Origin of the sequence: Azospira inquinata (assembly GCF_018905915.1) — a bacterium.
Lineage (GTDB): Bacteria > Pseudomonadota > Gammaproteobacteria > Burkholderiales > Rhodocyclaceae > Azospira > Azospira inquinata.
Genome location: NZ_CP064782.1, coordinates 158,174 through 180,197, shown reverse-complemented (window position 1 = coordinate 180,197; position 22,024 = coordinate 158,174). Strand labels below are relative to the sequence as shown.

Annotated in this window: 17 protein-coding genes; 5 read left to right on the top strand and 12 right to left on the bottom strand. The window is 65.8% G+C overall.

Annotated elements, in window-relative coordinates; all coding sequences use genetic code 11:
• On the top strand, positions 1-1,251 hold the full coding sequence (locus Azoinq_RS00785) for a PepSY-associated TM helix domain-containing protein (RefSeq protein ID WP_216127870.1): 1,251 nt from the start codon (positions 1-3) through the stop codon (positions 1,249-1,251).
• 140 nt (positions 1,252-1,391) lie between these two features.
• Here Azoinq_RS00785 and Azoinq_RS00780 read toward each other — a convergent pair whose 3' ends face one another.
• From Azoinq_RS00780 to Azoinq_RS00760, 5 genes are all read right to left on the bottom strand, one after another.
• Complete coding sequence (locus Azoinq_RS00780) at positions 1,392-2,948, bottom strand: sensor domain-containing diguanylate cyclase (protein WP_216127871.1); 1,557 nt, start codon at positions 2,946-2,948, stop codon at positions 1,392-1,394.
• Between the two features lie 327 nt (positions 2,949-3,275).
• A complete protein-coding gene (locus Azoinq_RS00775; RefSeq protein ID WP_216127873.1) occupies positions 3,276-4,310 on the bottom strand; it encodes a class I SAM-dependent rRNA methyltransferase in 1,035 nt (344 codons plus the stop codon).
• 425 nt (positions 4,311-4,735) lie between these two features.
• Complete coding sequence (locus Azoinq_RS00770) at positions 4,736-6,001, bottom strand: Hsp70 family protein (RefSeq protein WP_216127875.1); 1,266 nt, start codon at positions 5,999-6,001, stop codon at positions 4,736-4,738.
• 243 nt (positions 6,002-6,244) lie between these two features.
• Entirely contained in the window at positions 6,245-6,934 is a 690-nt protein-coding gene (locus Azoinq_RS00765) for an LrgB family protein (protein WP_216127877.1), read from the bottom strand.
• Positions 6,927-7,376: a CidA/LrgA family protein gene (locus Azoinq_RS00760; protein ID WP_216127879.1), complete on the bottom strand. Its 450-nt coding sequence runs from the start codon at positions 7,374-7,376 to the stop codon at positions 6,927-6,929. Before Azoinq_RS00760 ends, Azoinq_RS00765 begins: the two co-directional genes overlap by 8 nt.
• 107 nt (positions 7,377-7,483) lie before the next feature.
• On the opposite strand from Azoinq_RS00760, the gene Azoinq_RS00755 reads away from it, so the two are divergent.
• The 3 genes from Azoinq_RS00755 (at position 7,484) to Azoinq_RS00745 (ending at position 10,030) form a co-directional block, all read left to right on the top strand.
• The gene (locus tag Azoinq_RS00755) at positions 7,484-8,419 is read left to right on the top strand and encodes a LysR family transcriptional regulator (protein WP_216127881.1); all 936 of its coding nucleotides are present in this window, start codon (positions 7,484-7,486) and stop codon (positions 8,417-8,419) included.
• 59 nt (positions 8,420-8,478) lie between these two features.
• A complete protein-coding gene (locus tag Azoinq_RS00750; RefSeq protein ID WP_216127883.1) occupies positions 8,479-8,682 on the top strand; it encodes a SlyX family protein in 204 nt (67 codons plus the stop codon).
• A 232-nt stretch (positions 8,683-8,914) separates the two neighbouring features.
• Complete coding sequence (locus Azoinq_RS00745; RefSeq protein WP_216127885.1) at positions 8,915-10,030, top strand: hypothetical protein; 1,116 nt, start codon at positions 8,915-8,917, stop codon at positions 10,028-10,030.
• Between the two features lie 86 nt (positions 10,031-10,116).
• On the opposite strand, the gene Azoinq_RS00740 is transcribed toward Azoinq_RS00745, so the two are convergent.
• Positions 10,117-12,201, bottom strand: a complete 2,085-nt coding sequence (locus Azoinq_RS00740; RefSeq protein WP_216127887.1) for a peptidase U32 family protein — start codon at positions 12,199-12,201, stop codon at positions 10,117-10,119.
• 446 nt (positions 12,202-12,647) lie between these two features.
• On the bottom strand, positions 12,648-13,190 hold the full coding sequence (locus Azoinq_RS14760) for a hypothetical protein (protein WP_232368520.1): 543 nt from the start codon (positions 13,188-13,190) through the stop codon (positions 12,648-12,650).
• A gap of 367 nt (positions 13,191-13,557) precedes the next feature.
• On the opposite strand from Azoinq_RS14760, the gene Azoinq_RS00730 reads away from it, so the two are divergent.
• The gene (locus Azoinq_RS00730; RefSeq protein ID WP_216127889.1) at positions 13,558-14,658 is read left to right on the top strand and encodes an NADH:flavin oxidoreductase/NADH oxidase; all 1,101 of its coding nucleotides are present in this window, start codon (positions 13,558-13,560) and stop codon (positions 14,656-14,658) included.
• Between the two features lie 86 nt (positions 14,659-14,744).
• Here Azoinq_RS00730 and ccoG read toward each other — a convergent pair whose 3' ends face one another.
• The 5 genes from ccoG to Azoinq_RS00710 form a co-directional block, all read right to left on the bottom strand.
• Positions 14,745-16,124 (bottom strand): cytochrome c oxidase accessory protein CcoG, encoded by a 1,380-nt coding sequence (gene ccoG / locus Azoinq_RS00725; RefSeq protein ID WP_216127891.1) that lies wholly within the window; start codon positions 16,122-16,124, stop codon positions 14,745-14,747.
• Between the two features lie 357 nt (positions 16,125-16,481).
• Positions 16,482-17,894, bottom strand: a complete 1,413-nt coding sequence (locus Azoinq_RS00720; protein WP_216127893.1) for an aminotransferase-like domain-containing protein — start codon at positions 17,892-17,894, stop codon at positions 16,482-16,484.
• Positions 17,895-18,232: 338 nt separating this feature from the next.
• Positions 18,233-18,364 carry a hypothetical protein gene (locus Azoinq_RS15035; protein WP_269751303.1) on the bottom strand — a complete coding sequence of 44 codons (132 nt, stop codon included), beginning with the start codon at positions 18,362-18,364 and terminating at the stop codon, positions 18,233-18,235.
• A gap of 729 nt (positions 18,365-19,093) precedes the next feature.
• On the bottom strand, positions 19,094-19,564 hold the full coding sequence (locus Azoinq_RS00715; protein WP_216127900.1) for a cyanophycin metabolism-associated DUF1854 family protein: 471 nt from the start codon (positions 19,562-19,564) through the stop codon (positions 19,094-19,096).
• A gap of 51 nt (positions 19,565-19,615) precedes the next feature.
• On the bottom strand, positions 19,616-21,901 hold the full coding sequence (locus Azoinq_RS00710) for a cyanophycin metabolism-associated ABC transporter (RefSeq protein ID WP_232368519.1): 2,286 nt from the start codon (positions 21,899-21,901) through the stop codon (positions 19,616-19,618).
• Positions 21,902-22,024: the final 123 nt, after the last annotated feature.

Below are 22,024 nucleotides of genomic sequence, written 5' to 3'. Positions count from 1 at the left end.
GTGGGCCCTTTTCACTCTTTCCGTCCCTTCCGCCCTTTCCTTGTTCTGGCCCACCGCTGGCTGGGCCTGACCACGGCCCTATTCCTGTTCCTGGCCGGGCTCACCGGGGCGGTGATTGCCTGGGACCACGAACTGGATGGCTGGCTGAATCCGGACTTTTTCCAGGCCGGCCCGGGTACGCCCCAAGCCCCCCTGGCCCTGGCGGACAGCCTGGAACGCCGGGAGCCCCGGCTGCGGGTCACCTATCTGCCCCTATCCGTGGAACCAGGGCACAGCCTGGTGTTGTTCGTGGCGCCCCGCACCGACCCGGCCACGGGCCAGCCCTATGCCCTGGATTTCAATCAGGTGGCCCTGGACCCGGTCAGCGGCCGGGAGCTGGGGCGCCGGGAATGGGGGCGCCTGAGCCTGGACCGGCGCCATCTCATACCCTGTCTCTACCAGTTTCACTATTCCCTCCAGCTCCCCGCCGCCTGGGGCCTGCCCCTGGGCACCCTGTTCATGGGGGGCATCGCCCTGCTGTGGCTGGTGGATGGGCTGGTGGCCCTGGTCCTGGCCTTCCCCAGCCCCAAGACCTGGCGTCAGTCTTTCCGTTTCCGCTGGAAGGCCGGGGGCTACCGGCTCAATTTCGACCTGCACCGTTCCGGGGGCGTCTGGCTTTTTCCTCTACTGACGGTGCTGGCCCTGACTTCCGTGGCTATGAATCTGGGGGAACCCCTGGTACGGCCCCTGGTGGGCCTGTTTTCTCCCCTCACACCGACGCCAGGGGAACTGGCCGCGGCTCGGCCTTCCCCCGGGGGGACGGCGGTACCCTGGTCCCGGGGCGCCATTCTGGCCCGGGCCGTAGGGGAAGCCCGGAACCGGGGCTGGCAAGCCGGGCCCGGGGGAATGTATGAGAGCCCGGCCGGTTATTACGGCGTGGGCTTTTTCCCGCCGGGAAAGGAACACGGGGATGGGGGCCTGGGCAACCCCTGGCTGTACCTGGATCGCCGCGACGGTCGGCTATTGGGGGCGGATACCCCGGGGCAGGGCAGTGGGGGAGATATTTTCCTGCAAGCCATGTTCCCCCTCCATTCCGGGCGCATTCTGGGCCTGCCCGGGCGGGTGCTGGTGTCCTGCGGTGGCGGGCTGGTGGCCCTGTTGAGCCTGACTGGGGTGGTGATCTGGGCCCGCAAGCGCCGCGCCCGCCGGGCCCAGGGGGCAGGTCAGCCAGGGAAGGGCAAAGTGCCGGTATGTCTGGAATCCCTGCCCTGAGCGGAGGAACAAGGCTGGGCCGCTAAGAGGAGAAGCCGGGCGCCGTGCCCCGGCTTAACTCCAGGGAGGGCGCGGCCAGGCTTCAGCAAAAGGGGCTGGAGCGGGGGACCGGGCGGTCCCCTGGGATGGGGCGGGGCCGGTCAGGGCGTTTCCACCCGGTTCCGTCCCCTTTCCTTGGCCAGGTAGAGAGCCCGGTCGGCGGCTTGCAGGGTTTCTTCCGCGCTATCCCCGTGGGTGGGGTAGTGGGCCACGCCGATGGAGACGGTGATGCTTTCCCCCGCCGGATTGGGGGTTTCCTGAATATTCTGGCGCAGCCGGTCCGCCACTTCCCGGGCCCGGGGCAGGGGGCAGTCGGGTAGGAGGATGAGGAATTCTTCCCCCCCGGCCCGGCAGGTCAGGTCCTGCTCCCGGCAGGCCCGGTCCATGAGGGTGGCCAGATGGCGCAGCACCTTGTCCCCCACCGGATGACCATGGCGGTCATTGACCTGCTTGAAGTGATCCACATCCAGGGCCAGGGCGGCAAAGGGGATGCGGTTGGCTTCCCAGATTTCCAGCTGGCGATGGATGCCCCGCCGGTTCATGAGCCCGGTGAGGGGGTCGGTGGTGGATTCCTGGTAGAGAAAGCGCAGTTGGAGCTGGACCGAGCGCAGGCCTACCTGGAGCCCCTGTTTGATCTGCCGGGCTTCCCGGTACCAGGCCCGGACCCGGTCCAGCTGTTCTGGGGCTTCCGGATGGTCCAGCCCGGCAGCCACTTCGGCCAGCTGATTCAGGGGCCGGGTGAAATGGCGGGCCAGGAGCCAGCCCAGGAACAGGGCCAGCAGATAAAAAGGCATGGCCCGGAGAAAGAGGGAGGTGGTCAAATCCCGGACCTGGCCCAGGACTACCGGGGCAGGCTGCTGGGAGACGATGCCCCAGCCCAGTTCGGGGACTACCGCGTAACCCGCCAGCATGGCTTCTCCCCGGGTGTTCACCACCGCCATGGCGCCGTTTTCCCCTCCCATCAGGCGGGCCACCACTTTATTGCTGGCCACGTTGGCCCCCACCCGGCGGGCGTCCTGGTGATAGATGATGGTGCCCGCCCGATCCACGGCGTAGAGATAGGAACCGTCGTGGTAGAAATGCTGGGCCACCAGGCGCCCCAGGGTATTCACCGAATCCAGGTAAATGGTGCCCGCCACAAAGCCCAGGTAGCGGCCCTGGGGGTCCCACACCGGCTGGGACACCAGCACGATGTAATGGCCGGAATGGGCGTGGAAAGGCGGGCTCACCAGGGGGCGCCGGGCCTTTAGGGCTTCCACCGTGCCCAGGGTGGTCATGCGCCGGTGGAGCATGTTGGGGCGCATGGGGTGGTAGGCCCGGAGTATGCCCTGGCCATCCACCACAATGACGGAGTTAAAGGTTTCCGACTGTTCCTTGAGCCGTTCCACTTCCTGGTCCCGGGTTTTCTGGTCCCAGCGCTGGCCCAGATTACGGGCGCTCAGTTCCAGGAGACGATGGGCCGTATCCGCCTCCGTAGCCACTCCGGCGGCGATTTTGGCCGCATAGACCCGGTTGGATTCCAAGGCATTGGCCACCAGGGTATCCCGCAGCACCGAGTAGCCAGCCAGCAGGCCACCGGCCAGGGTAATCAACATGGCCACGGCCAGCAGGAGCACTAACAGGCGGCGCAAATGGGGCTGGTGCGAGGGGGTGACCATGGGCGGAAAAACGACGGGATTCAACGGGACGGGAACAGGGAATCAGTAGGAATACACCAGGGGTATGACTTGGGACTATACCTATAAAGGGGCTTATGCCAAAGGCCATAATTGGCAAGGATATGGGGGAAAAGCCGCCCGGGACGGGGACGTTGCTCAATGTGAGCGGGAACCAGCCCTTAGCCAAAGGGATGGGCGGGGAAGGCCGGAAAAATTAGGGAAATCCCGGGGGGTGGCAAAAAAAAACGGGGGCCGGGGAATTTTTCTTTCCCGGCCCCCGGTAGGGGCGCTATTAGCTCCCCAGGGAGCCTCCCCAATGCTGGGGGCCTAGAGGCGCAGCAGGGCGATTTTCAAGGGATGCTGGCCGTCGAAACTGGGGAAGTCCTCTTCCGGGGCGATCCATTCCAGTTCCCGTGCCGGGCGGCCGGCCTTGCGGGCGCAGCGCTCGATCTGGTCCTGCCAGACTTCCCGGCTGACCTGGGCCACGTTATTGCAGCAGATCAGGGTGCCCCCTTCGGCGGTGGCCAGCACGGCGGGTTTGAGCAGGGCCGGGTAGTCGTGGATCAGATCCACCACCCCAAAGGGGCTCTTGGCGTAGCGGGGCGGGTCGAGAAAAACCAGATCGAACTGCTGGGGCTCCAGCTTGGGGAAGGGGGGCAGGCGCTTGCCCCGCACCACCGGGGGCTGACCCAGCCCGGCCAGCTGGCGCAGGGCGGGGAAAACATCGCTCTGGACGCAGCGGGGGCGGGTGGGCAGGTCGTTGAGCTTGGCGTTTTCCCGGCCCACCTTGAGGCTGGATTCAGCGAAATCCACATTGACCACGAAGCGGGCCCCGCCCTTGGCGGCCGCCAGCCCCACCCCGCAGGTGTAGGCGAAAAGGTTGAGCACGGACTTGCCCGCTGCTTCCGCCATGATCCGCCGCCGTCCGGCCCGCAGGTCCAGGAACAGCCAGGGGTCCTGGCCGGCATGGCGGCCCTGGAAGCGGTACGAGATGCCCATTTCCTTGGCGATGCGGGGCTTCTGGGCGATTTCCTGGTCTGTTTCCCCGAGGACGTTGGTGATGCGGGAATTGCCCCCGCTCCGGTCATTGTAGAGGGTGTCCAGTCCGGCGAATTCCGGGCGTTCCGTATAGAAACGGCGGATTTCCCCCACCTGGGCGCCATCAACGGCGCTGTGGAAAGTCTGGATCAGGAGCAGGTCACCGTACCGGTCTATGGTCAGGCCGGGGAAGCCTTCCACGCTGCCGTGGAAGAGCCGGTAACAATCCGTGTCCTCGGCGGCGAGGCGGGCCAGCAGGTCGCTGCGGGCGGCCAGGGCGGTGGTGAGCAGGGGGGTGAGGGGGGCGGGGGAAAGATCGGACATGAAAACTCCTGGGACGCCCGGGGGCGCCAAAATGAAAGAGCGAAACCGGCAAGTGACAAACCGGCGGGCAAGTCTTCCCGGCCCGGCCATGGCCGGAGCGGCGCTTGCGAAGGGTGGGACGGAAGCCGGAACCGGACTTCCGGGTAGGGCGGGGACCCGCAAAACGGGGCACCTGTGCAGGATACCACCCCGGGGCCTTGGCCTCGCCGGGGATGGGGGCTAGGGGGCTGGATCGCGGGGGGATTTCGGACCCACTCCGGGGAAAAAGCCCCTGGGTCCGTCAGGCAAGGTTCCCTATTGCAAAGGGTTTAGACCGGTATGGCAGGCTTGGGGAATGGGATGGGGCGGGGGGGGCAGACTTTTCCGAATCCCAGGCCAATTCCTGGTGACAGTCTGGAGAACCGCCCCGGAGCGTCCCGAATCCCTTAACCGTAGCGGCGCCGGGCCTCCATGGCCAGGCCTGCGCCGATACTGCCGAACCGGTCTCCTTCCACGGCCTTGGCCGTGGGCAGGAGTTCGGCAATGCGCTGGCGTAGCCGGGGCACGCCGCTGGCGCCGCCGGTGAAGAAAATGCTGTCCACCTGTTCCGCTTTCAGGCCCGCCTGGGCCAGGAGGCCGGTGACCGTTTCCCCTACCCGGTCCAGCAGGGGCGCCATGGCCAGATCGAAATCTTCCCGGCCTATGGTCTGGATCAGGCCCGGCTCCAGCCGTTCCAGCCCCAGATCGGTCCGCTCTGCGGCGGAGAGGTCGATTTTCGCCCCTTCCACCTGGACGGCCAGCCAGTGGCCGGCCCGGTCTTCGATCAGGGCCAACAGCCGTTCTAGCTTTTCCGGGGACTGGCTGTCCCGGTGCAGCTGTTCCAGTTCGGCCTGGACCGAGCGGCTGTACACCGCGTTAATGGTGTGCCAGGTGGCCAGGTTGAAGTAGTAGCTGGCGGGCATTTCCAGACCCCGCTTGAGCAGGCTGCGGTAGCCCAGGAGGGGCATGACCTGGGCCAGACTGAGCTGGCGGTCGAAATCCGTGCCGCCGATGTGCACCCCCCCGTTGGCCAGTAGGTCGTCCCGCCGTTCCGTGAGGCGCAGCCGTTCCGGGGACAGGCGGATGAGGGAAAAGTCCGAGGTACCCCCGCCGATATCCGCCACCAGCACCAGGGTTTCCCCGGACAACTGCTGCTCGTAGTGGAAGGCGGCGGCGATGGGCTCGTACTGGAAGCTCACTTCCGTTAGGCCCTGATCCCGGGCAATGCGGGCCAGGGTGTCTTCCGCCAGCTGGTCCGCCGCCGGATCATCATCCACGAAATAGACCGGGCGGCCCAGCACGGCCTGGTCAAAGGGGCGTCCGGCGGCGGCCTCGCCCCGGCGCTTCAGTTCCCCGATGAAATAGGCCAGCAATTCCCGAAAGGGTAGGGCCCGTCCCTGGACTTCAGTGCGTCCGTCCAGGAGCTTGCTGCCCAGGAGGCTTTTCATGGAGCGCATGAGGCGCCCCTCGTCCCCCTCCAGATATTCGTTCAGCCCCTGGCGGCCATAGCTGACCCGGTTTTCATCCGCATTGAAAAAGACCACGGAGGGCAGGGTTTCCTTGTCCCCTTCCAGGGGCAGCAGGGGCGGCTGATCCGGACGCCACCAGCCGACGGTGGAGTTGGAGGTGCCAAAGTCGATGCCGCAGGCGCGGGCCGGGGTGGAAAAGGGCATGGGGATGGGGTGGGGCTAGGGGAAAAACGCCGTCGCTACGTTGGCGAAAGCGGGCGCCGCATGCTACGCGATGGGGCCTTTCCTGTCCAGACGGGCCCAGGGGCCCCTGAGGGCGGCGGCAATAAAAAAACGGCAGGGCTCGGGGGAACCGCTGCCGCCAAAAGGAGGAGTCAATGGCAGTACAAAAAACGGGGCGGGGATCAGGCTCAAAAGGGGAAAAACCTTTGCCCGCCCGGGAAAAACCTAAACCAGGTGGGCGATGAGGGGCTCGGCAAAGACCGTGGCTACCCCGCTGATCATCATCACCAGACTGGAAACCACCCCTTCTTCCTGGCCGATTTCCATGGCCTTGGCCGTGCCTGCCCCGTGGGAGGAGGCGCCGAACAGGGCGCCCCGGGCCAGGCGGCTGCGCAGGGGCAGGAGGGCCAGCATCAATTCCCCCAGCAACATGCCGAAGACCCCGGTGAGGACCACGAACACCGCCGTCAGGTCCGAGGAGCCGCCCAGCTGGGGCGCCACCGCCATGGCGAAGGGGGTGGAGACGGAGCGGGGGGCCAGACTGGCCTGCAAGGCCGGGGAGAGGCCAAAGAGCCGGGCCAGGAAAATGGAGCTGGTGACGGCGGCCGTAATGCCCGCTACCACCCCCACGGCCAGGGCCAGCCAGTGGCGCAGGATCAGTTGCCGGTACTCATAGATGGGCACGGCAAAGGCCACGGTGGCTGGCCCCAGCATCCACACCAGCCAGCGGGTGTCGGCGAAATAGACGGAAAAGGACTGGTGGGAGAGAAGCAGGCAGACGATGAGGACCACCGGCACCGCCAGCATGGGCATGAGCCACCATTTGCTATAACGCTGGTAGAGGGCTTTCATGCCCAGATAGAGGGCCACGGTAAAGGCGAACCAGCCCAGGGCCAGGAGATGAAATTCAGTCATGGGGACGACTCCAGTGGCGACGGCGCCACAGCAATTCCAGCCGATACACCCCGTCCACCGCCAGGGCCGTGACGGCCATGACAAACAGGGTGGAGACCACGATCACCAGCACAATGGCCAGTCCCTGGTGCAACATGAGCTGGGGATACTTCACCACGGCGATCACCGCCGGGATAAAAAACAGCAGCATTTCCGCCAAGAGCCAGCGGGCCCCCAGGTTGAACCAGCCCAGGGGCACCCGGCGGGTGAGCAGTCCGGCCAGAAGCAGGAGCATGCCCAGCACCCCGGGGGGCAGCTGGGGCAGCCAGCGGGCGGAGATGAGATCGGCGATTAGCCAGAGACCGGTCAACAGGCCGATCTGAAGCACGATATGACCTGCCCGGGTGAGCTTATGCATCGCCCGGTGGGCCGGGGAGGGCAGGGTTTGATCGTGGTGAGCCATGTTTTTTGTAATCTGTTGGGATTGGGGATGAAGCAAGTATAGTCAGGGGTGATTCATGGATAAAATGAATTAAAATCATAAAAACAATGCAAATAAGGAATGAGTGAATGGACGTCCGCGCCCTCCGTTATTTTGTCGAAGTAGTTCGGCAAAGCAGCTTCACCAAGGCCGCCCAGGTCCTCTTCGTCACCCAGCCCACCATCAGCAAAATGGTGCGCCAGCTAGAAACCGAACTGGGCACCCCCCTGCTGATCCGTCAGGGGCGCAGCTTCCGCCTCACCGACGCAGGGCGGGTGGCCTTTGAGCGGGGCCAGGACGTGCTGGCCGCCCAGGCCCGGCTCCAGGCCGAACTGGCGGACCTGGGGGCCCTGGCCCGGGGAAGGTTGGCCATCGGCCTTTCCCCCATGGTGGGTTCCACCTTTTTCGCCCCCGTGCTGCGGGCCTACCGGATGCGCCATCCCCAGGTGGAATTGAAAATCGTGGAAGACGGGGCCCTGGCCATTGAAACGGAAATCGCCCACGGCCGTCTGGACGTGGGGGTCACGGTCCTGCCCACGGACCAGGCCCAGTTTGAAACCCAGCCCTTCGCCTATTCAGAACTCTGTCTTCTGGCCCCCCGGGATTCTCCCTGGAGCAGCTGGGAGCGGGTCACCATGGGGGATCTGGCCTACGAGTCCTTCATTCTTTACAACGACGACTTCGTCCTTTCCGGCCGCATTCTGGAAGCCGGGCGGCGGGCGGGCTTCACCCCCGCCATCGCCAGCCGGTCCAACCAGTGGGACTTTATTGCCGCCCTGGTGGGGGCCCGCCTGGGGGTGGCCCTGCTGCCCCGCATCGTCTGTGAAAAGCTCAACCCGGTGCAGTTTTGCTGGGTGCCCCTGGTGGAACCCCTGATTCCCTGGCATCTGGCCCTGATCTGGAACAAGGGGGGCTACCTTTCCCACGCCGGGCGGGCCTTCGTGGCCCTGACGGAGGAAACCCTGGGGCCCGGCTACGCCCCCCGGGAGCCTGCCTCCGGCCGGCCCGTGCCCCCGGCTCCCTGAGCCCGGGACGGCACCCCGGGGAGAGGCTAAAATGCCCGTCCCCTCACCGGAGAATCGTCATGGAATCCCGCCTCACCGAACTGGAAATCAAGCTGGCCTATGCGGAAGACCTGCTGGAAACCCTCAACCTCACCGTCTTTCGCCAGCAGGAGCAGATCGACTTTCTGCAAAAACAGTTGCGGGAAGTCTATAACCAGGTCCAAGGCCTGACCGTGGCCGGGGAAGGGCGCACCCTGCGGGACGAAATTCCGCCCCATTATTGAGTTTGAGACGGTAGAGGAGGGGCGGCCGGACCGCCCTTCTTTTTGCTTAAAAATCGGCGACTTAGCCCGGTACTGCAGCCTATGCGGTCCGGGTTTTTTGTTGGGTTTATTCCGGCTTTCAAGAAACCTGACTATTTCCTGACGTTAGGGAAACAATTGGACACAAATCCGGTGGTTGTATTGGCGTCAATATATCTATAATCGTCCCACCAAAATTCAAAGGGTTAGGACGATGAGCGAGGCCCTGCTTTCCCCGGTCCGGAACTGTGTCACTTCCGGCATTGTGGTTACCCTGGAAGCCCAGGAAACGGCCCTGGCGGCCTTGGAAGCCTATTCCCGTCTGCTGGAGGCCCGGGGCCTGGCCCATCGGGTGGAGGTGCGACGGCAGGGTGCGGGGCTCTCCGCCCGTTTTCTCCCCGACCCGGCGGCTCCCTATCTGGGCCGTCTGCAAGCCATGGAATGCCGGAATGCCCGGGAACTGGGGCGGGACGATCTGAGTTTTGAAATCTTTGCCCGCATGCTTACGGGGCCGGTGGCCTTTACCTTCCCCAATCTGGGGGAACTGGAAGCCAATCTGCGCATGCGTCTGGGTATTGTGGAGGCGGCCCGGGAAACCGAGCTCACCTTCAATACGGCGGCGGCAGACCGGCCCGCTGCCTGGTGGGTGGAAGGGGAAGAGGGCTTTGCCATTGCCCCGGAGGCGGATCTGGTGACCGCCCTGGTAGCCGCCACCCAGCCCGAGGATCAGGGCCCCCGCTACGCTTTTTCCTGTTACCGGGCCTCGGAATACGCCATGCTCACCGGCATGGCGGCGGAAATGAAGGCCAGCCACCCGGCCCTTTACCGCCGTCTGGAAGATTGCAGCCGGGTGTCCCTGATCAAATCCCGGCGCTTCCACGACACCTTCCTGGTGGAATACGGGGCGGAAGTGGGGCTGCCGGCGGATTATTACGTGCCCGGGGACCGGGTCTGGTTCCGCAATCCGGACGAGGCTTCCGCCGACGTGCCCGGCTATGAAGGCTCCTGGACCATTTACCTGGGAGGCGGCCAGTTCGCCAACTTCTGGCAGCGGCACCGGCCCTACACCCTGGTGGATAAATGCCTGGAGCTCTACCACTGGCGCAACGGCCTGACCACGGGCCCAGACGGCCAGCTGGCCATGGACGAAACCCGGGTGGCCGCCCTGGTGGATGCCAGCCGGGCCAATCCGGTGGAAATGCAGGAAATCCTCACCCTCATGCTGCGTCCCCGGGACCCGGGGGGCGTGTACGGCGACGGCGGCTGCCTGGACCGGACCCGGGAATATCCCCGCTGCATCCTGCCGGGCACGGCGGATATGCCCCTCTGAGGGCTTCCGCCGCCGCCCTTGGCCAGGGTCGTGCCTGGGCACCTTAAGAGGGCGGGGGAGGGCTCCGGGGCGCTTGAGGGCGGCCCCTAGTGCCCGCCCTGCACCGTCAGCTGGACGCTGCGGTGCTTTTTCAGTTTGCCCACCACGTGCATTTCGCACTTTTTGCAGTCAAAGCGCAGGGTCAGGCGTTCCTTGCCGTTCACCAGCACCAGGGGATCGGGGCGCACGCCTTTGACCACCTTGGGGCAGAGGTTGAAGCTGTAGCGCAGGCAGTGCTTGGTGATCATCAGGGAGACGGCGCCCTTTTCCTCATTGCTTTCGTAGGCCGGGGCGATCAGCTCTACCCCGTGGCGGGTGTAGAAGGCCCGGGCCCGGGCGTTATACACATTGCCCAGGTAGGTGAGGTCACTTTCCGGGTAGAGGGCGGGGGGCTCCACCGCTGGAGCCCGGGGCGGGCGCTGGTAGGCGGCGGCCCGGGCGGCATCCAGTTGGGCCACCGCGTCCCGGCGCAGGGCGTTGATGACCCCGGCGGGCAGGAACCAGGGCTGGCTCAGGGCCAGGGTGATGGCGGGGTGCAGCAGGGGTGGGGTTTCCGGGGCCCGGGCCAGTCCGGGAGCGCCGTTCTCCGCCGCCTTCGGGGCGGAGGCGGTCGGGGCCGAAGTCGCTTGTGATACGCCTTGCTGCGGTGCTTCCCCGCAGGCGTTGGAAACCTCAAGCTGAGGCGCCGCCGTCGGGGTCTCTTCTGCCCCGTTGTCCGCCAGGCAGTACAGGGTGTTACCCAGCTTGCCCAACTGGTCTGCCAGGGGCTTCCAGGCCTGATCCCCGTTGCGGGCCGGTTCCTTGGGATGATCCACCGCCGCCCGGGCCTGGAGGCCCTGGGGATCGGTGAGGGTGAGGGTAAAGCCCGTGGCGGTTTCTTTCAGGTGAAGGCGGATGGGGATGCGCCGTTCGGCGGACTTTTTCTCCAGCAGACGCTCGAATTCCTGGTCCCGGTTCCGTTGCAGGGCGATGCCCGGGATCAGATCGGCGGGCAGGGCATTGGGGGCGCAGCGCCAGGTCTGGCCCGTTTTTTCCACCGTATTGAGGCGCAGGCCCACCAGTTCCCCTTCCCCGTCGAAGTAGGACAGGCCATCCCCGTTGTGGAGCACCACCAGGGGGTCCTCCGGGGTTACCTCGAACCAGCCCTTGCCCAGCCGGGTCACGGTGCCCAGGCGGCGCCCGGCGAAACTGGGGGTATCGAAGGCCCCCACCTCGCTCTGCCGCCCATGGACGAAATAATCCGTGGCGCCCCGGTTGAAGGTTTTTTCCGGCAGGGGGGTGAAGGTGGTGGTGGTGCGCCCCAGGGAGGCCCGGGTATAGCCCGGGTGGTCGGCGATGACCCGGTCCAGAAGCTGGCGGTAATGGGCGGTGATGTTTTTGACGTAGGACAGGTCCTTGAGCCGCCCTTCGATTTTGAAGGAGCGGATGCCCGCTTCCGCCAGGGCCGCCAGATTGGCGCTCTGGTCGTTGTCCTTCATGGAGAGCAGGTGCTGGTCCGCCGCCAGGGTATGGCCCTCCTGATCCTCCAGGGTGTAGGGCAGGCGGCAGGCCTGGGAGCATTCCCCCCGGTTGGCGCTGCGCCCCGTGTGGGCGTGGCTGATGTAGCACTGGCCGCTGTAGCTGACGCAGAGGGCGCCGTGGATAAAGAATTCCAGGGCCACGTCCGTGTCCGCCGCCACCTTGCGGATTTGCTCCAGGGACAGTTCCCGGGCCAGGACCACCTGGGAAAAGCCCACGTCCTGGAGAAATTTCACCTTGGCCGGGCTCCGGTTGTCCGTCTGGGTGCTGGCGTGGAGTTCCAGGGGGGGCAGGTCCAGTTCCAGGAGGCCCATGTCCTGGAGAATCAGGGCGTCCGCCCCGGCCTCGTAAAGCTCCCAGGCGATGCGCCGGGCCGGTTCCAGTTCCTCGTCCCGCAAAATGGTGTTCAGGGCCACCAGCACCTTGGCCCGGTAGGGGTGGGCGAATTCCGCCAGCCGGCGGATATCTTCCACCGAATTGCCCGCATTGGAGCGGGCGCCGAAGGCCGGGCCGCCGATATATACCGCGTCCGCCCCGTGGAGAATGGCCTCCATGCCGAACTGGGCGTTTTTGGCGGGGGCGAGGAGTTCCAGGGGGCGGGGCGTGGCGGTCATGGGCGATAGCAACAGGTGATGAAGGGAGAGCCGGGGCTGGCCATCTGACTGGCGAAACCGGATTCCGTTCCTCCGGCTTTGGGAAAAGGGCCCGGGCCGGGGGGATCATTTCCCTCCAAAGGGCGGGGGGAAGTTTGGAAAAAGTCCAGGAAAGTAGGCTAAAAAATGGCCTGAAAAAGGGCGTGGATTGGCGATCTAGCCCGGGCCAGGCGGTTCAGCAAGGAATAGCAACCCTCTTCAGCCCATGGGGGGGAAGAAGCCCGTCCTTCCTGGCTTGGGGCGGAGGTGACCGGGAGAGGCAGACCCGGTCGGCCCTCGGCCATCCCCGGGCCGGCGAGGCTGGATTTTACGCTGTGGCCCGGGGGGAGGCCAGGGTAAAGGCCCCCCCAAAAAAAACGCCTCCGGAAGGAGGCGTGGCAGCCGCCGCAGAAGCGGTGGGGGAAGGCTTACCGGCCCAGATCAGAAATGGCGTCCACCACCATCTGGGTGCCCACGGCCACCATCAGAATGTCGGACGCCACCCGGACATAGCGATAGCCGGAGGGAGGCGGCCCCATGCGGGTGACCAGTTCCGGGGGCAGGGCATAGACCGTCACGCCCCGGGGCAGGGGCTGGCCCATGCGCCACTTGCGCGCCTGTCCCGGGGGCAGGCAGCCATTGTGCTTTTTGGCTAGTCCCGGGGGGCAATGGCCCCGGCCCAGTTCCGCCCCGTAGTAATCCCGCACCGCGTAGCGGTGCTGCTCGGCGAAGCGGAAATCGGCCCGGTCATCCCGGCGTTCCTCCCGCCGATCTTCCCGGCGATCCTGATTGCCGTGACGGTCCTGGTTGCCCCAATCCCCTTGGGGACCAGGATTGGGGCCCCGGTCCTCCATGGGCGGCCGGCCATGGCCGCCCCCGGCCCAGGAGGGGGGATCGGCCCAGACTCCGGTAGATAGTAGGAGGCCGCCCAGGAGAAGGAGGAGGGGAGATCGGGTTCTTTTATGGGTCATGGTGTTCTCCAAATAGAAAGGTCTTCCCTGGGGGCGAAAAGGAAGGTGGCCTATTCTAGTGGCCCACCGCCCAAGCCCCAAGGCCTTTTGCCCTACAGGGCAAGGACCGGGGCCGGGAACCCCCGGTGCCCGGGCCGGTCTTCCTTAAGGGAAACGACTCCTGGGCGGCCCGATTGCGCCTTTTCCGGGATAGGGGATTGGCCTGGGGCGTTTGGCCCCGGGGCCCGGGATGTCCCAGGTTTCCCAACCCCCGTTTTGCCCTAGCCCTGGGGCGCCTTTCAACGGTGCCCCAGGAGCGCCCCTTTTTCCCCAATTTTGGGATGATTGCTGCTCACCAGGCCCGGGCCTGGTCTTTTTGGAGATGGCCATGTCGGCTTTGTTTTCCCCTTTTAAACTCAAGGATGTGACCCTGCGCAACCGCATCGCCGTGCCCCCCATGTGCCAGTACAGGGCGGTGGATGGATTGAGCAACGAGTGGCACGCCGTCCATTACGCCGGCTTGAGCCGGGGCGGTGCCGGGCTGGTGATTGTGGAGGCCACGGCGGTGGCCCCGGAAGGGCGTATTACCCCGGCCTGCCTGGGCCTGTGGAACGATGCCCAGGCCCAGGGGCTGGCCCGGGTAGCCGCTGCCATCAAGGCAGGGGGCGCCGTGCCGGGCATCCAGATCGGCCATGCGGGACGCAAGGCTAGCGCCCATCTGCCCTGGGAAGGGGATGACCACCTGCCCGCGGACGATCCCGCCGCCTGGGAGCCCATCGCTCCCTCGGCCCTGGCCTTTGGTGCCAATTTGCCCCGGGTGCCCCGGGCCATGACCCTGGCGGACATTCAGCGGGTCCAGCAGGACTTCGTGGATGCCGCCCGGCGGGCCCGGGAGGCGGGATTTGAGTGGCTGGAACTCCATTTCGCCCACGGCTATCTGGCCCAGAGCTTCTTCTCCTCCCACAGCAACCAGCGGGACGACGCCTACGGGGGCGACGCCCGGGGCCGCCATCGCTTTCTTCTGGAAACCCTGGCGGCGGTGCGCCGGGTCTGGCCGGAAAACCTGCCCCTCACCGCCCGCTTCGGTGTCCTGGAATACGATGGACGGGATGGGGAAACCCTGGCGGAATCCATCGAGCTCACCCGGGAATTCAAGGCCGGTGGCCTGGATCTGCTCAGCGTGAGCGTGGGCTTCACCATACCGGACACCCAGGTGCCCTGGGGCCCGGCCTTCCTGGCGCCGGTGGCCGAACGGGTGCGCCGGGAGGCCGGTTTGCCCGTGGCTTCCGCCTGGGGCATCGACAAGCCGGCCTTGGCAGACCAGGTGGTGGCCCGGGAACAGATGGATCTGGTGATGGTGGGCCGGGCCCATCTGGCCAATCCCCACTGGCCCTACCAGGCCGCCCAGGCCCTGCACGAGCCCCGCCCCTCCTGGGTGTTGCCCGCCCCCTACGCCCATTGGCTGGAGCGCTATCGCCCGGCGGATTGAGATGGGCCTGCCCGAGGCTTGGCTTCGGAAAAGGGAAAAGAAAAAGCCTCCGTTAGGGAGGCTTTTTTGTGGGTGCGGACCAGGGCTTACAGATGAACGAAAGTGCTTTTTTCCTTTATCAGGCTCTGGCCCCCTTCCTGGGGCTGGATTTGAAAGACGATGGGGCGGGAGCCCCTGGGGGCCGCCTCCGCCGGGGCGGAGACGGTGACCTGGATGGTGCGCACGCTGCCCGGGGCGGTGGTGAAGCGACTCGCCCCCACCAGGCTCAGGCCGGGCAGGCCCGCCACCGAGACTTCCAGCTGCCGGGGCCGTTCCGCCAGGTTGGCGAGGCGCAGGGTGTAGGCGTTTTCAATGCGCCCTTCCGGGGTCTCCCGGGACAGAGCGCCCCGGTCCCGCAGCACATCCACCCGCAGGTCCGGTCGCTCCAGGGCGGTCCAGGTGCCCAAACCGAGGAAGAGCAGGATCAGGCCCCCATAGACCGCTAGCCGGGGCCGGTGGCCGGGGGCGGCCCGGCCCGCCAGTTCCAGGGGGGAGGCGATGCGGATCAGGCCGGCGGGCTTGCCGGTCCGGGCCATGACCTGGTCGCAGGCGTCAATGCACAGGCCGCAGTTGATGCACTGGTACTGGAGCCCCTGGCGGATGTCGATGCCCGTGGGGCAGACCTCCACGCAGATACCGCAATCCACACAGTCCCCGCCCTTTTGTCCCGGGGCGGGGCGGCCCCGGGGTTCGCCCCGGGTGGCGTCGTAACTGACGCTGCGGGTGGCCGGGTCATACATCACCCCCTGGAAGCGGGAATAGGGACACATGTGCTGGCATACCGCCTCCCGGGCGAAACCCGCCTGGAGATAGGTGAAAAGGGCGTAGAAGCCCAGCCAGAAGCCTTGCCAGGGCCCGATGTGGCCATGTCCCAGGGCGCCCAGTAATTCCCGGATGGGGGTGAAGTAGCCCACGAAGGTGATGGCGGTCCAGGCGGAAAAGAGCAGCCAGAGGCCGTGTTTGACGGTGCGCAGGGCCAGCTTGCGGGGTGTCCAGGGGCTTTGTTCCAGGCGTAGCCGGGCCAGGTGGTCCCCCTCCACCTTGGCCTCAATCCAGGTGAAGATGGCCGTATAGACGGTCTGGGGGCAGAGAAAGCCGCAGAACAGACGGCCCGCCAGGGCGGTGACCAGAAACAGGCCGGTGGCCGCCAGGATCAGGGCAATGGCCAGGAGCAGGGCGTCCTGGGGCCAGAGGGTGAGGCCGAAGAGGTGGAATTTCTCCTGCTGAATGTCGAAGAGCAGGGCGGGGCGGCCCTGCCAGGTCAGCCAGCAGGCGCCGAAAAAGACCAGCTGGGTGGCCCAGACCAGGCTCCAGCGCAGGCGGCTAAAACGGCCCCGCACGGCCCGGGGATGGATTTTGCCCTTGTTCCGGTAGAGCTCCAGCTTGGCGGCCCGGACCTTGTTCAGGGGGGATTGGGGTGCATTCATGGTGATTTCCTCCTGGCCGGAAGTAGACCATTCCGGGAAAAAGAGGAACAGATTCAGCTTGTCTGATTTTTTATAGGTACAGATGGGGGCGGTGGGAGGCCGAGGAAGGGGAAGGCCGGAAGAGCGTAGGTTAGGGAGAAGGTCGGTGGTCCTTGGGGCTGGAGGGGCATCGAGGCGGACTGCTGTACCCAACACCCCCGGGCGATCCGGTTTTTCTCCGATTCCTCAACCCCTCAACCCCTCAACCCCTCAACCCCTCAACCCCTCAACCCCTCAACCCCGAAACCCCGAAACCCCGAAACCCCGAAACCCCGATGCGCCGCGCCGCTCCAGGCCCCTTGCCCCGGGACAGGCGCCTTAAAGCTGGGCCCGGATCAGGTCCGCCAGGGTGGCCACGGGGGAGGGGCCGCTTTCCGGCAGGGGATGGCCGAAATTGAGGCGGATATGGTGGCCGAAATGGCGTTGGGCGGAAAAAATGGGCCCGGGGGCCAGGCTGATGCCCCGTTCCAGGGCCGCCTTGTGCAGGGCCAGGGCATCCACTTCGGGGGGCAGTTCCAGCCAGAGGAAATAGCCCCCCTGGGGCCGGGCCAGCCGGGTGCCGGGGGGAAAGTACTCCGCCACCTGGCGCACCAGGGCTGCCTCCTGGGCGGCCAGGGTTTGGCGCAGGCGGCGCAGATGCCGGTCGTAGCCCCCCTGCTTCAGGTAATCCGCCAGGGCGATCTGGATGGGAATGGCGGTGGCCAGGCTGGTGGCCAGTTTTTGGCGCCGCACCTGGGCGGCGTAGGCCCCCGCGGCTACCCAGCCCAGGCGGTAACCGGGGGCCAGGCATTTGGAAAAGGAAGACACATGGAGCACCCGGCCGCTCCGGTCCAGGGATTTGCTGGCCAGGGGCGGCTGGGGGGCGAAATGGAGTTCCCCGTACACGTCGTCTTCGATAAGGGGCACCTGGTGCTTTTCCAGGAGGGCCAGCAGGGCTCGCTTGTGATCGTCCGGAACCAGGGCCCCGGTGGGATTGGAAAAATTCAGCATGAACAGGCAGGCCTGGATGGGGTGCTTGTCCAGGGCCTGGGCCAGGGCCTCCAGGCTCACCCCTTCCCGGGGGTGGGTGGGGATTTCCACCACCCGCAGGCCCAGGCGTTCGCTGGCCTGGAGCCCGGCGTAAAAGGCCGGGGCTTCCACCGCAATGGTGTCCCCCGGCCGGGTCAGGGTTTGCAGGCAGAGGTTCAAGCCTTCCATGGCCCCGGAGGTGATAACGATTTCCTGGGGCGAGACCTGGGCGCCTTGGGCCAGATAGCGGAGGGAAAGCTGGCGGCGCAGTTCCTCGTTGCCCGGGGGCAGGTCCGTGATGGTGGCCCGGGGGGTCAGGCGCCGGGCCGCGCTGGCCAGATGGCGGCCTAGTGGGGCCAGGGGAAAAAGGTGGGGGCTGGGAAAGCTGGAGCCCAGGGGAAAGACCCCCGGGTCTTTGACGCTTTCCAGAATTTCAAAAATGAAATCGCTTACTTCCAGGGCGGTGGACCGGTCCGCCGGGGGGCTCATGGCCGGTTCGGGCAGGGGGGCGCCGAGCCGGGCCCGGACGAAATAGCCGGATTTGGGCCGGGCTTCGATGAGGCCCCGGGCCTCCAGCAGGTGATAGGCCCGGGTCACGGTAATCGGGGCCAGGGACTGGGCCAGACAGGTCTGGCGCACCGAGGGGAGCCGTTCCCCGGGGCGCAGCACCCCCTCCCCGATGAGGCGGGCGGTGTGGTCGGCCAGGTCTTGGTAGCGGGGCATGGGGGGATGATAACAGGCCGCCCGGGGCGGCTCCTCGGGGCGAGGAGGTTGGGGGGCACCCGTAGGTCTAGGGTGGGACTACCGGGCGGGGGGCAGGGTAGGGGCGCCTTGTCGAACAGCGGATAACAGCAGTTCCCCAAACCGTAGGAGGTGGGGGAAAAGGGGCGGAAGAATTCGGAAAAGGGAGAAGCCTGGGGGGAGGATTCGGGAAAAGGGCTTCTCCGGCCCCCCGGTGGTTTCTGGGCAAAAAAAAACGGGGGAAATCTCCCCCGTTCTGGCCCTGATCGGGGCAGGCGGTGGGCCCGCCCCGGGTTTGGATTCAGTGCCGGATCAGCCCATCAACCCCGAATGGCAATGGGGCCGTTGGCCGTAGCTTGGGCATCCTTGCGGGCCTGTTTGGCGGCGCGGCGTTCCTTCAAGGTTTTGGTGGGCTGCTTCTTGGCTTCCTTGGTACCGTGGTGTTCTTTCATGGTGCTACTCCTCATCTGGACCCGGGGGTCCTGCCCTGGGGCGGGAAAGCGGGCCACAAGGATCGGTGCTGGTCGGCCCTGCGTCGGCGGCGGGCCCTGGGGGCGGCGGGGATGCGGGGACAGTGGCTAGGGCGCGGGGCGGAGGAGAATGCCGCCCCGGAGGGGAAAGCGTAATGAACAGTATAGCGCGGCTTTTTCCCCCTGTTCAGTCCCCCGGGGCGCACCGGCAGGGCTGCCAGACGGGGTGGGGCTGGAAAGCCTTAGAAATCGGGCATCGGGGCAGCCAGGGTCTGGAGATGGGCAAGGGGCGGGGATGGGGGAAGGCCGGAAAGGAAGAATGGCTTGTCTCTTGGCTCCCAGGCTGATTTTAAGGCCCTTGTGGAGCCAATCGGCGGATAGGTGGTTTTCCTCCATGGGGTGTAGGCGCGTGGGGGCGGGCAGGGAGAGGCGGCTATCCCTGGGAACCGGCCGACGAGGCTTAGGCGGCGGAGAACCTTGGCCGGTAGTCCTTTGGGGACTAGCGGGAAGGTAGGGCTTTCTCGGGGGGCAGGGGAGTGAGGGGCGCTGAAAATTAGGCCGGGTGGCCGAGGGGGCGGGCATTCAGGAAGCTTTCCCTGGTTTCGGCCTGCCCGGGATGCATCCTCTTCCACTCCATAGGTGGCTACTCGGTTTTCCGGACAAAAGAAAACCGGGCTCCGGGCCCGGTTTTACGTGGGGGGGGGACGGTTTTCAGAGAAAGCGTTCCAGGATTTTCTTGCTGCCCCGGTCCAGGCCCTGCCGGTCCGGGAGCAGGTACTGGACCCCGTGGCTGTCCGTGATAATCAGGGCGTTGAAGCCCAGGCGGCGCAGGTCTTCTTCCCCCTTGAGGATGAAGTGGGTGTCCCCCTTGTCCGTGGTCACGGTCCAGGTGCTGGGGGTGGCGTAGCTGGAGACTTTGCGGATGTGCTGGATGCGGGGCATGAATTCCCGCTGGGCCAGTTCCGTTTCCAGCAGGGTCCGGTAATCCTCCGGCAGCTCGGCCGGATTGGGAATCCAGCACAGCTCGTGGCCGTCCGGCCCCATCAGGGACAGGCCCGCTAGGGGGGAGGTGATGGGAAAGGCGCGCACCGGCACCACGCCAGTGTGGGTTTCCCCCTCCGGCCCGGTATAGACCAGTTGGCCGAAGGGATCGCGTTGCAGTTGAAAGTCGGGTTGGGTCATGGTGATGTCCTTGGCGGAAGGCGGAGGGAGCCCCGGTTCGGGGCGACGGGCTTATTCCCCGTCCTCCCCGGCTTCTTCCGGCAGTTCGGCCTGCTGCTTGGTCTGGGCCTGGTAGAGGCGGTAGTAAGCCCCTTCCTTGGCCAGGAGTTCGTCGTGGTTGCCTTCTTCCACCACTTCCCCCTGGTCCATGACCACCAGCCGGTCCGCCTTGCGCAGGGTGGACAGGCGGTGGGCGATGGCGATGGTGGTACGGCCCTGGATCAGGTTGTCCAGGGCGCCCTGGATTTCCATTTCCGTTTCCGTATCCACGGCGGAGGTGGCTTCGTCCAGGATCAGGATGGGCGGGTCGATGAGCAGGGCCCGGGCGATGGAAATACGCTGCCGTTCCCCCCCGGAGAGGGCCTGGCCCCGTTCTCCCACTAGGGAGTCGTAACCGTGGGGCAGGCGCAGGATGAATTCGTGGGCGTGGGCGGCCCGGGCGGCGGCCACAATTTCTTCCCGGGTGGCGTTGGGCTTGCCGTAGGCGATGTTGTCCGCAATGGTGCCGAAGAAAAGGAAGGGTTCCTGCAACACCAGGCCGATGCGGCTGCGGTAGTCCGCCAGGGCCAGGGTGCGGATATCCACCCCGTCCAGGAGAATGGCCCCTTCTGCCACGTCGTAAAAACGGCAGATGAGATTCACCAGGGTGCTCTTGCCCGAGCCGCTGTGACCCACCAGACCGATCATTTCCCCGGGGGCGATGTTGATATTCACATCCTTCATCACCGTCCGGCTGCCGTAGCGGAAACCCACGTGGGAGAGGGTAATGCCGCCCCGTACCTGATCCAGACGCTGGGGCCGGGAGGGTTCGGGGACGCTGGAAACGTGGTCCAGAATGTCGAAAATGCGCTTGGCCCCGGAAGCTGCCTTCTGGGTGACGGAGACGATGCGGCTCATGGAATCCAGCCGGGTGTAAAAGCGGCTGATATAGGAAAGGAAGGCGGCCAGTACCCCCACGGTGATTTGGTTGCGGGACACCTGCCAGATGCCGAAGGCCCATACCACCAGAAGCCCCACTTCCGTGAGCAGGGTGACGGTGGGGGAAAACAGGGACCAGACCCGGTTCACCCGGTCATTGACCGCCAGATTGCGGGCATTGGCCTCCTGGAAGCGATCCGTTTCCCGCTTTTCCTGGGCGAAGGCCTTGACCACCCGGATGCCCGGGATGGTGTCCGCCAGCACGCTGGTGATTTCGGACCAGACCCGGTCGATCTGCTCAAAGCCATGGCGCAGCTTGTCCCGCACCACATGGATGAGCCAGGCGATGAAGGGCAGGGGCACCAGGGTGACCAGGGCCAGCCAGGGATTGATGGACACCAGGATGGCGGCGGTCATGGTGATCATCAGCACATCCGTGGCGAAATCCAGGAGGTGCAGGGAAAGGAAAACGCAGATCCGGTCCGATTCGCTGCCGATCCGGGCCATCAAATCCCCGGTGCGCTTACCGCCGAAATATTCCAGGGACAGGCCCAGCAGATGCTGGTAGGTGGTGGTGCGCAGGTCCGCCCCGATGCGCTCCGAAACCAGGGCCAGGATGTAGGTCTTGGCCCAGCCCAAGCTCCAGCCCACCAGGGAAGCGGCCAGCAGACCACCCAGGTAGAGGGTCACCTTGTGGGTGTCGATGGGGGCGCCGTTCTGATAGGGAATCAGAATGTCGTCCATCAAGGGCATGGTCAGGTAAGGGGGCACCAGGGTGGCGGCGGTGGAAATCAGGGTGAGGATGAAGCCCGACAGGAGTTGCTTGCGGTAGGGCTTGGCAAAGCGCCAGAGGCGGAACAGGGTCCAGGTGGAAGGGGGCTTTTGCAGTTCCCGGGCGCAGGCCGGACATTCGTCCTGACCTGGCACCAGGGGGGCGTGGCAACGGGGACAGCGCTCCACCTGAGGCACGGGGGCCGGCACCCCGGCCAGGAAGGCCTTGCGCTGGCGCTTATAATGGACGATCAGGCGGCGGGCGGCGGAATCCTGGCCCAGGGTATAGGGCCAGCAGGCAATGCGGCCGCTGGGTTCCCGCAGCTCCAGCTGGCAGATGCGGCCCTGGTCCTGGCGCTCCAGTTCCAGCCCGGCGCGAAAGTGCCAGGCCTGCCAGGTGGTATCCTGGGCGAGCCGCACCAGCAGCCGTTGGCTGGTGACCACGGCCAGGCCCCGTTGGAAGTGGAGTTGTTCATCCAGGTCCAGTTCCAACCCGGCAATGATCTTTTCACCCGGTTCCAGGCGATAATCCAGGTCGGCCAGCCAATTTGCCGGCACATCGTCCGGAATGCCTTCCAAAAAGGGCTTTTGTTGTTCGGTGTCAAGCAAAATTTTCTGTTCCCGTGTAAAAATTTTTATACCCACCGGTGAACCAAAATTGGTTACAAGCGTTAATTTTACCTTACAAAGACATTAAGCCCCGCTCGAAGGGGATTTCATTGATCGCCGAAA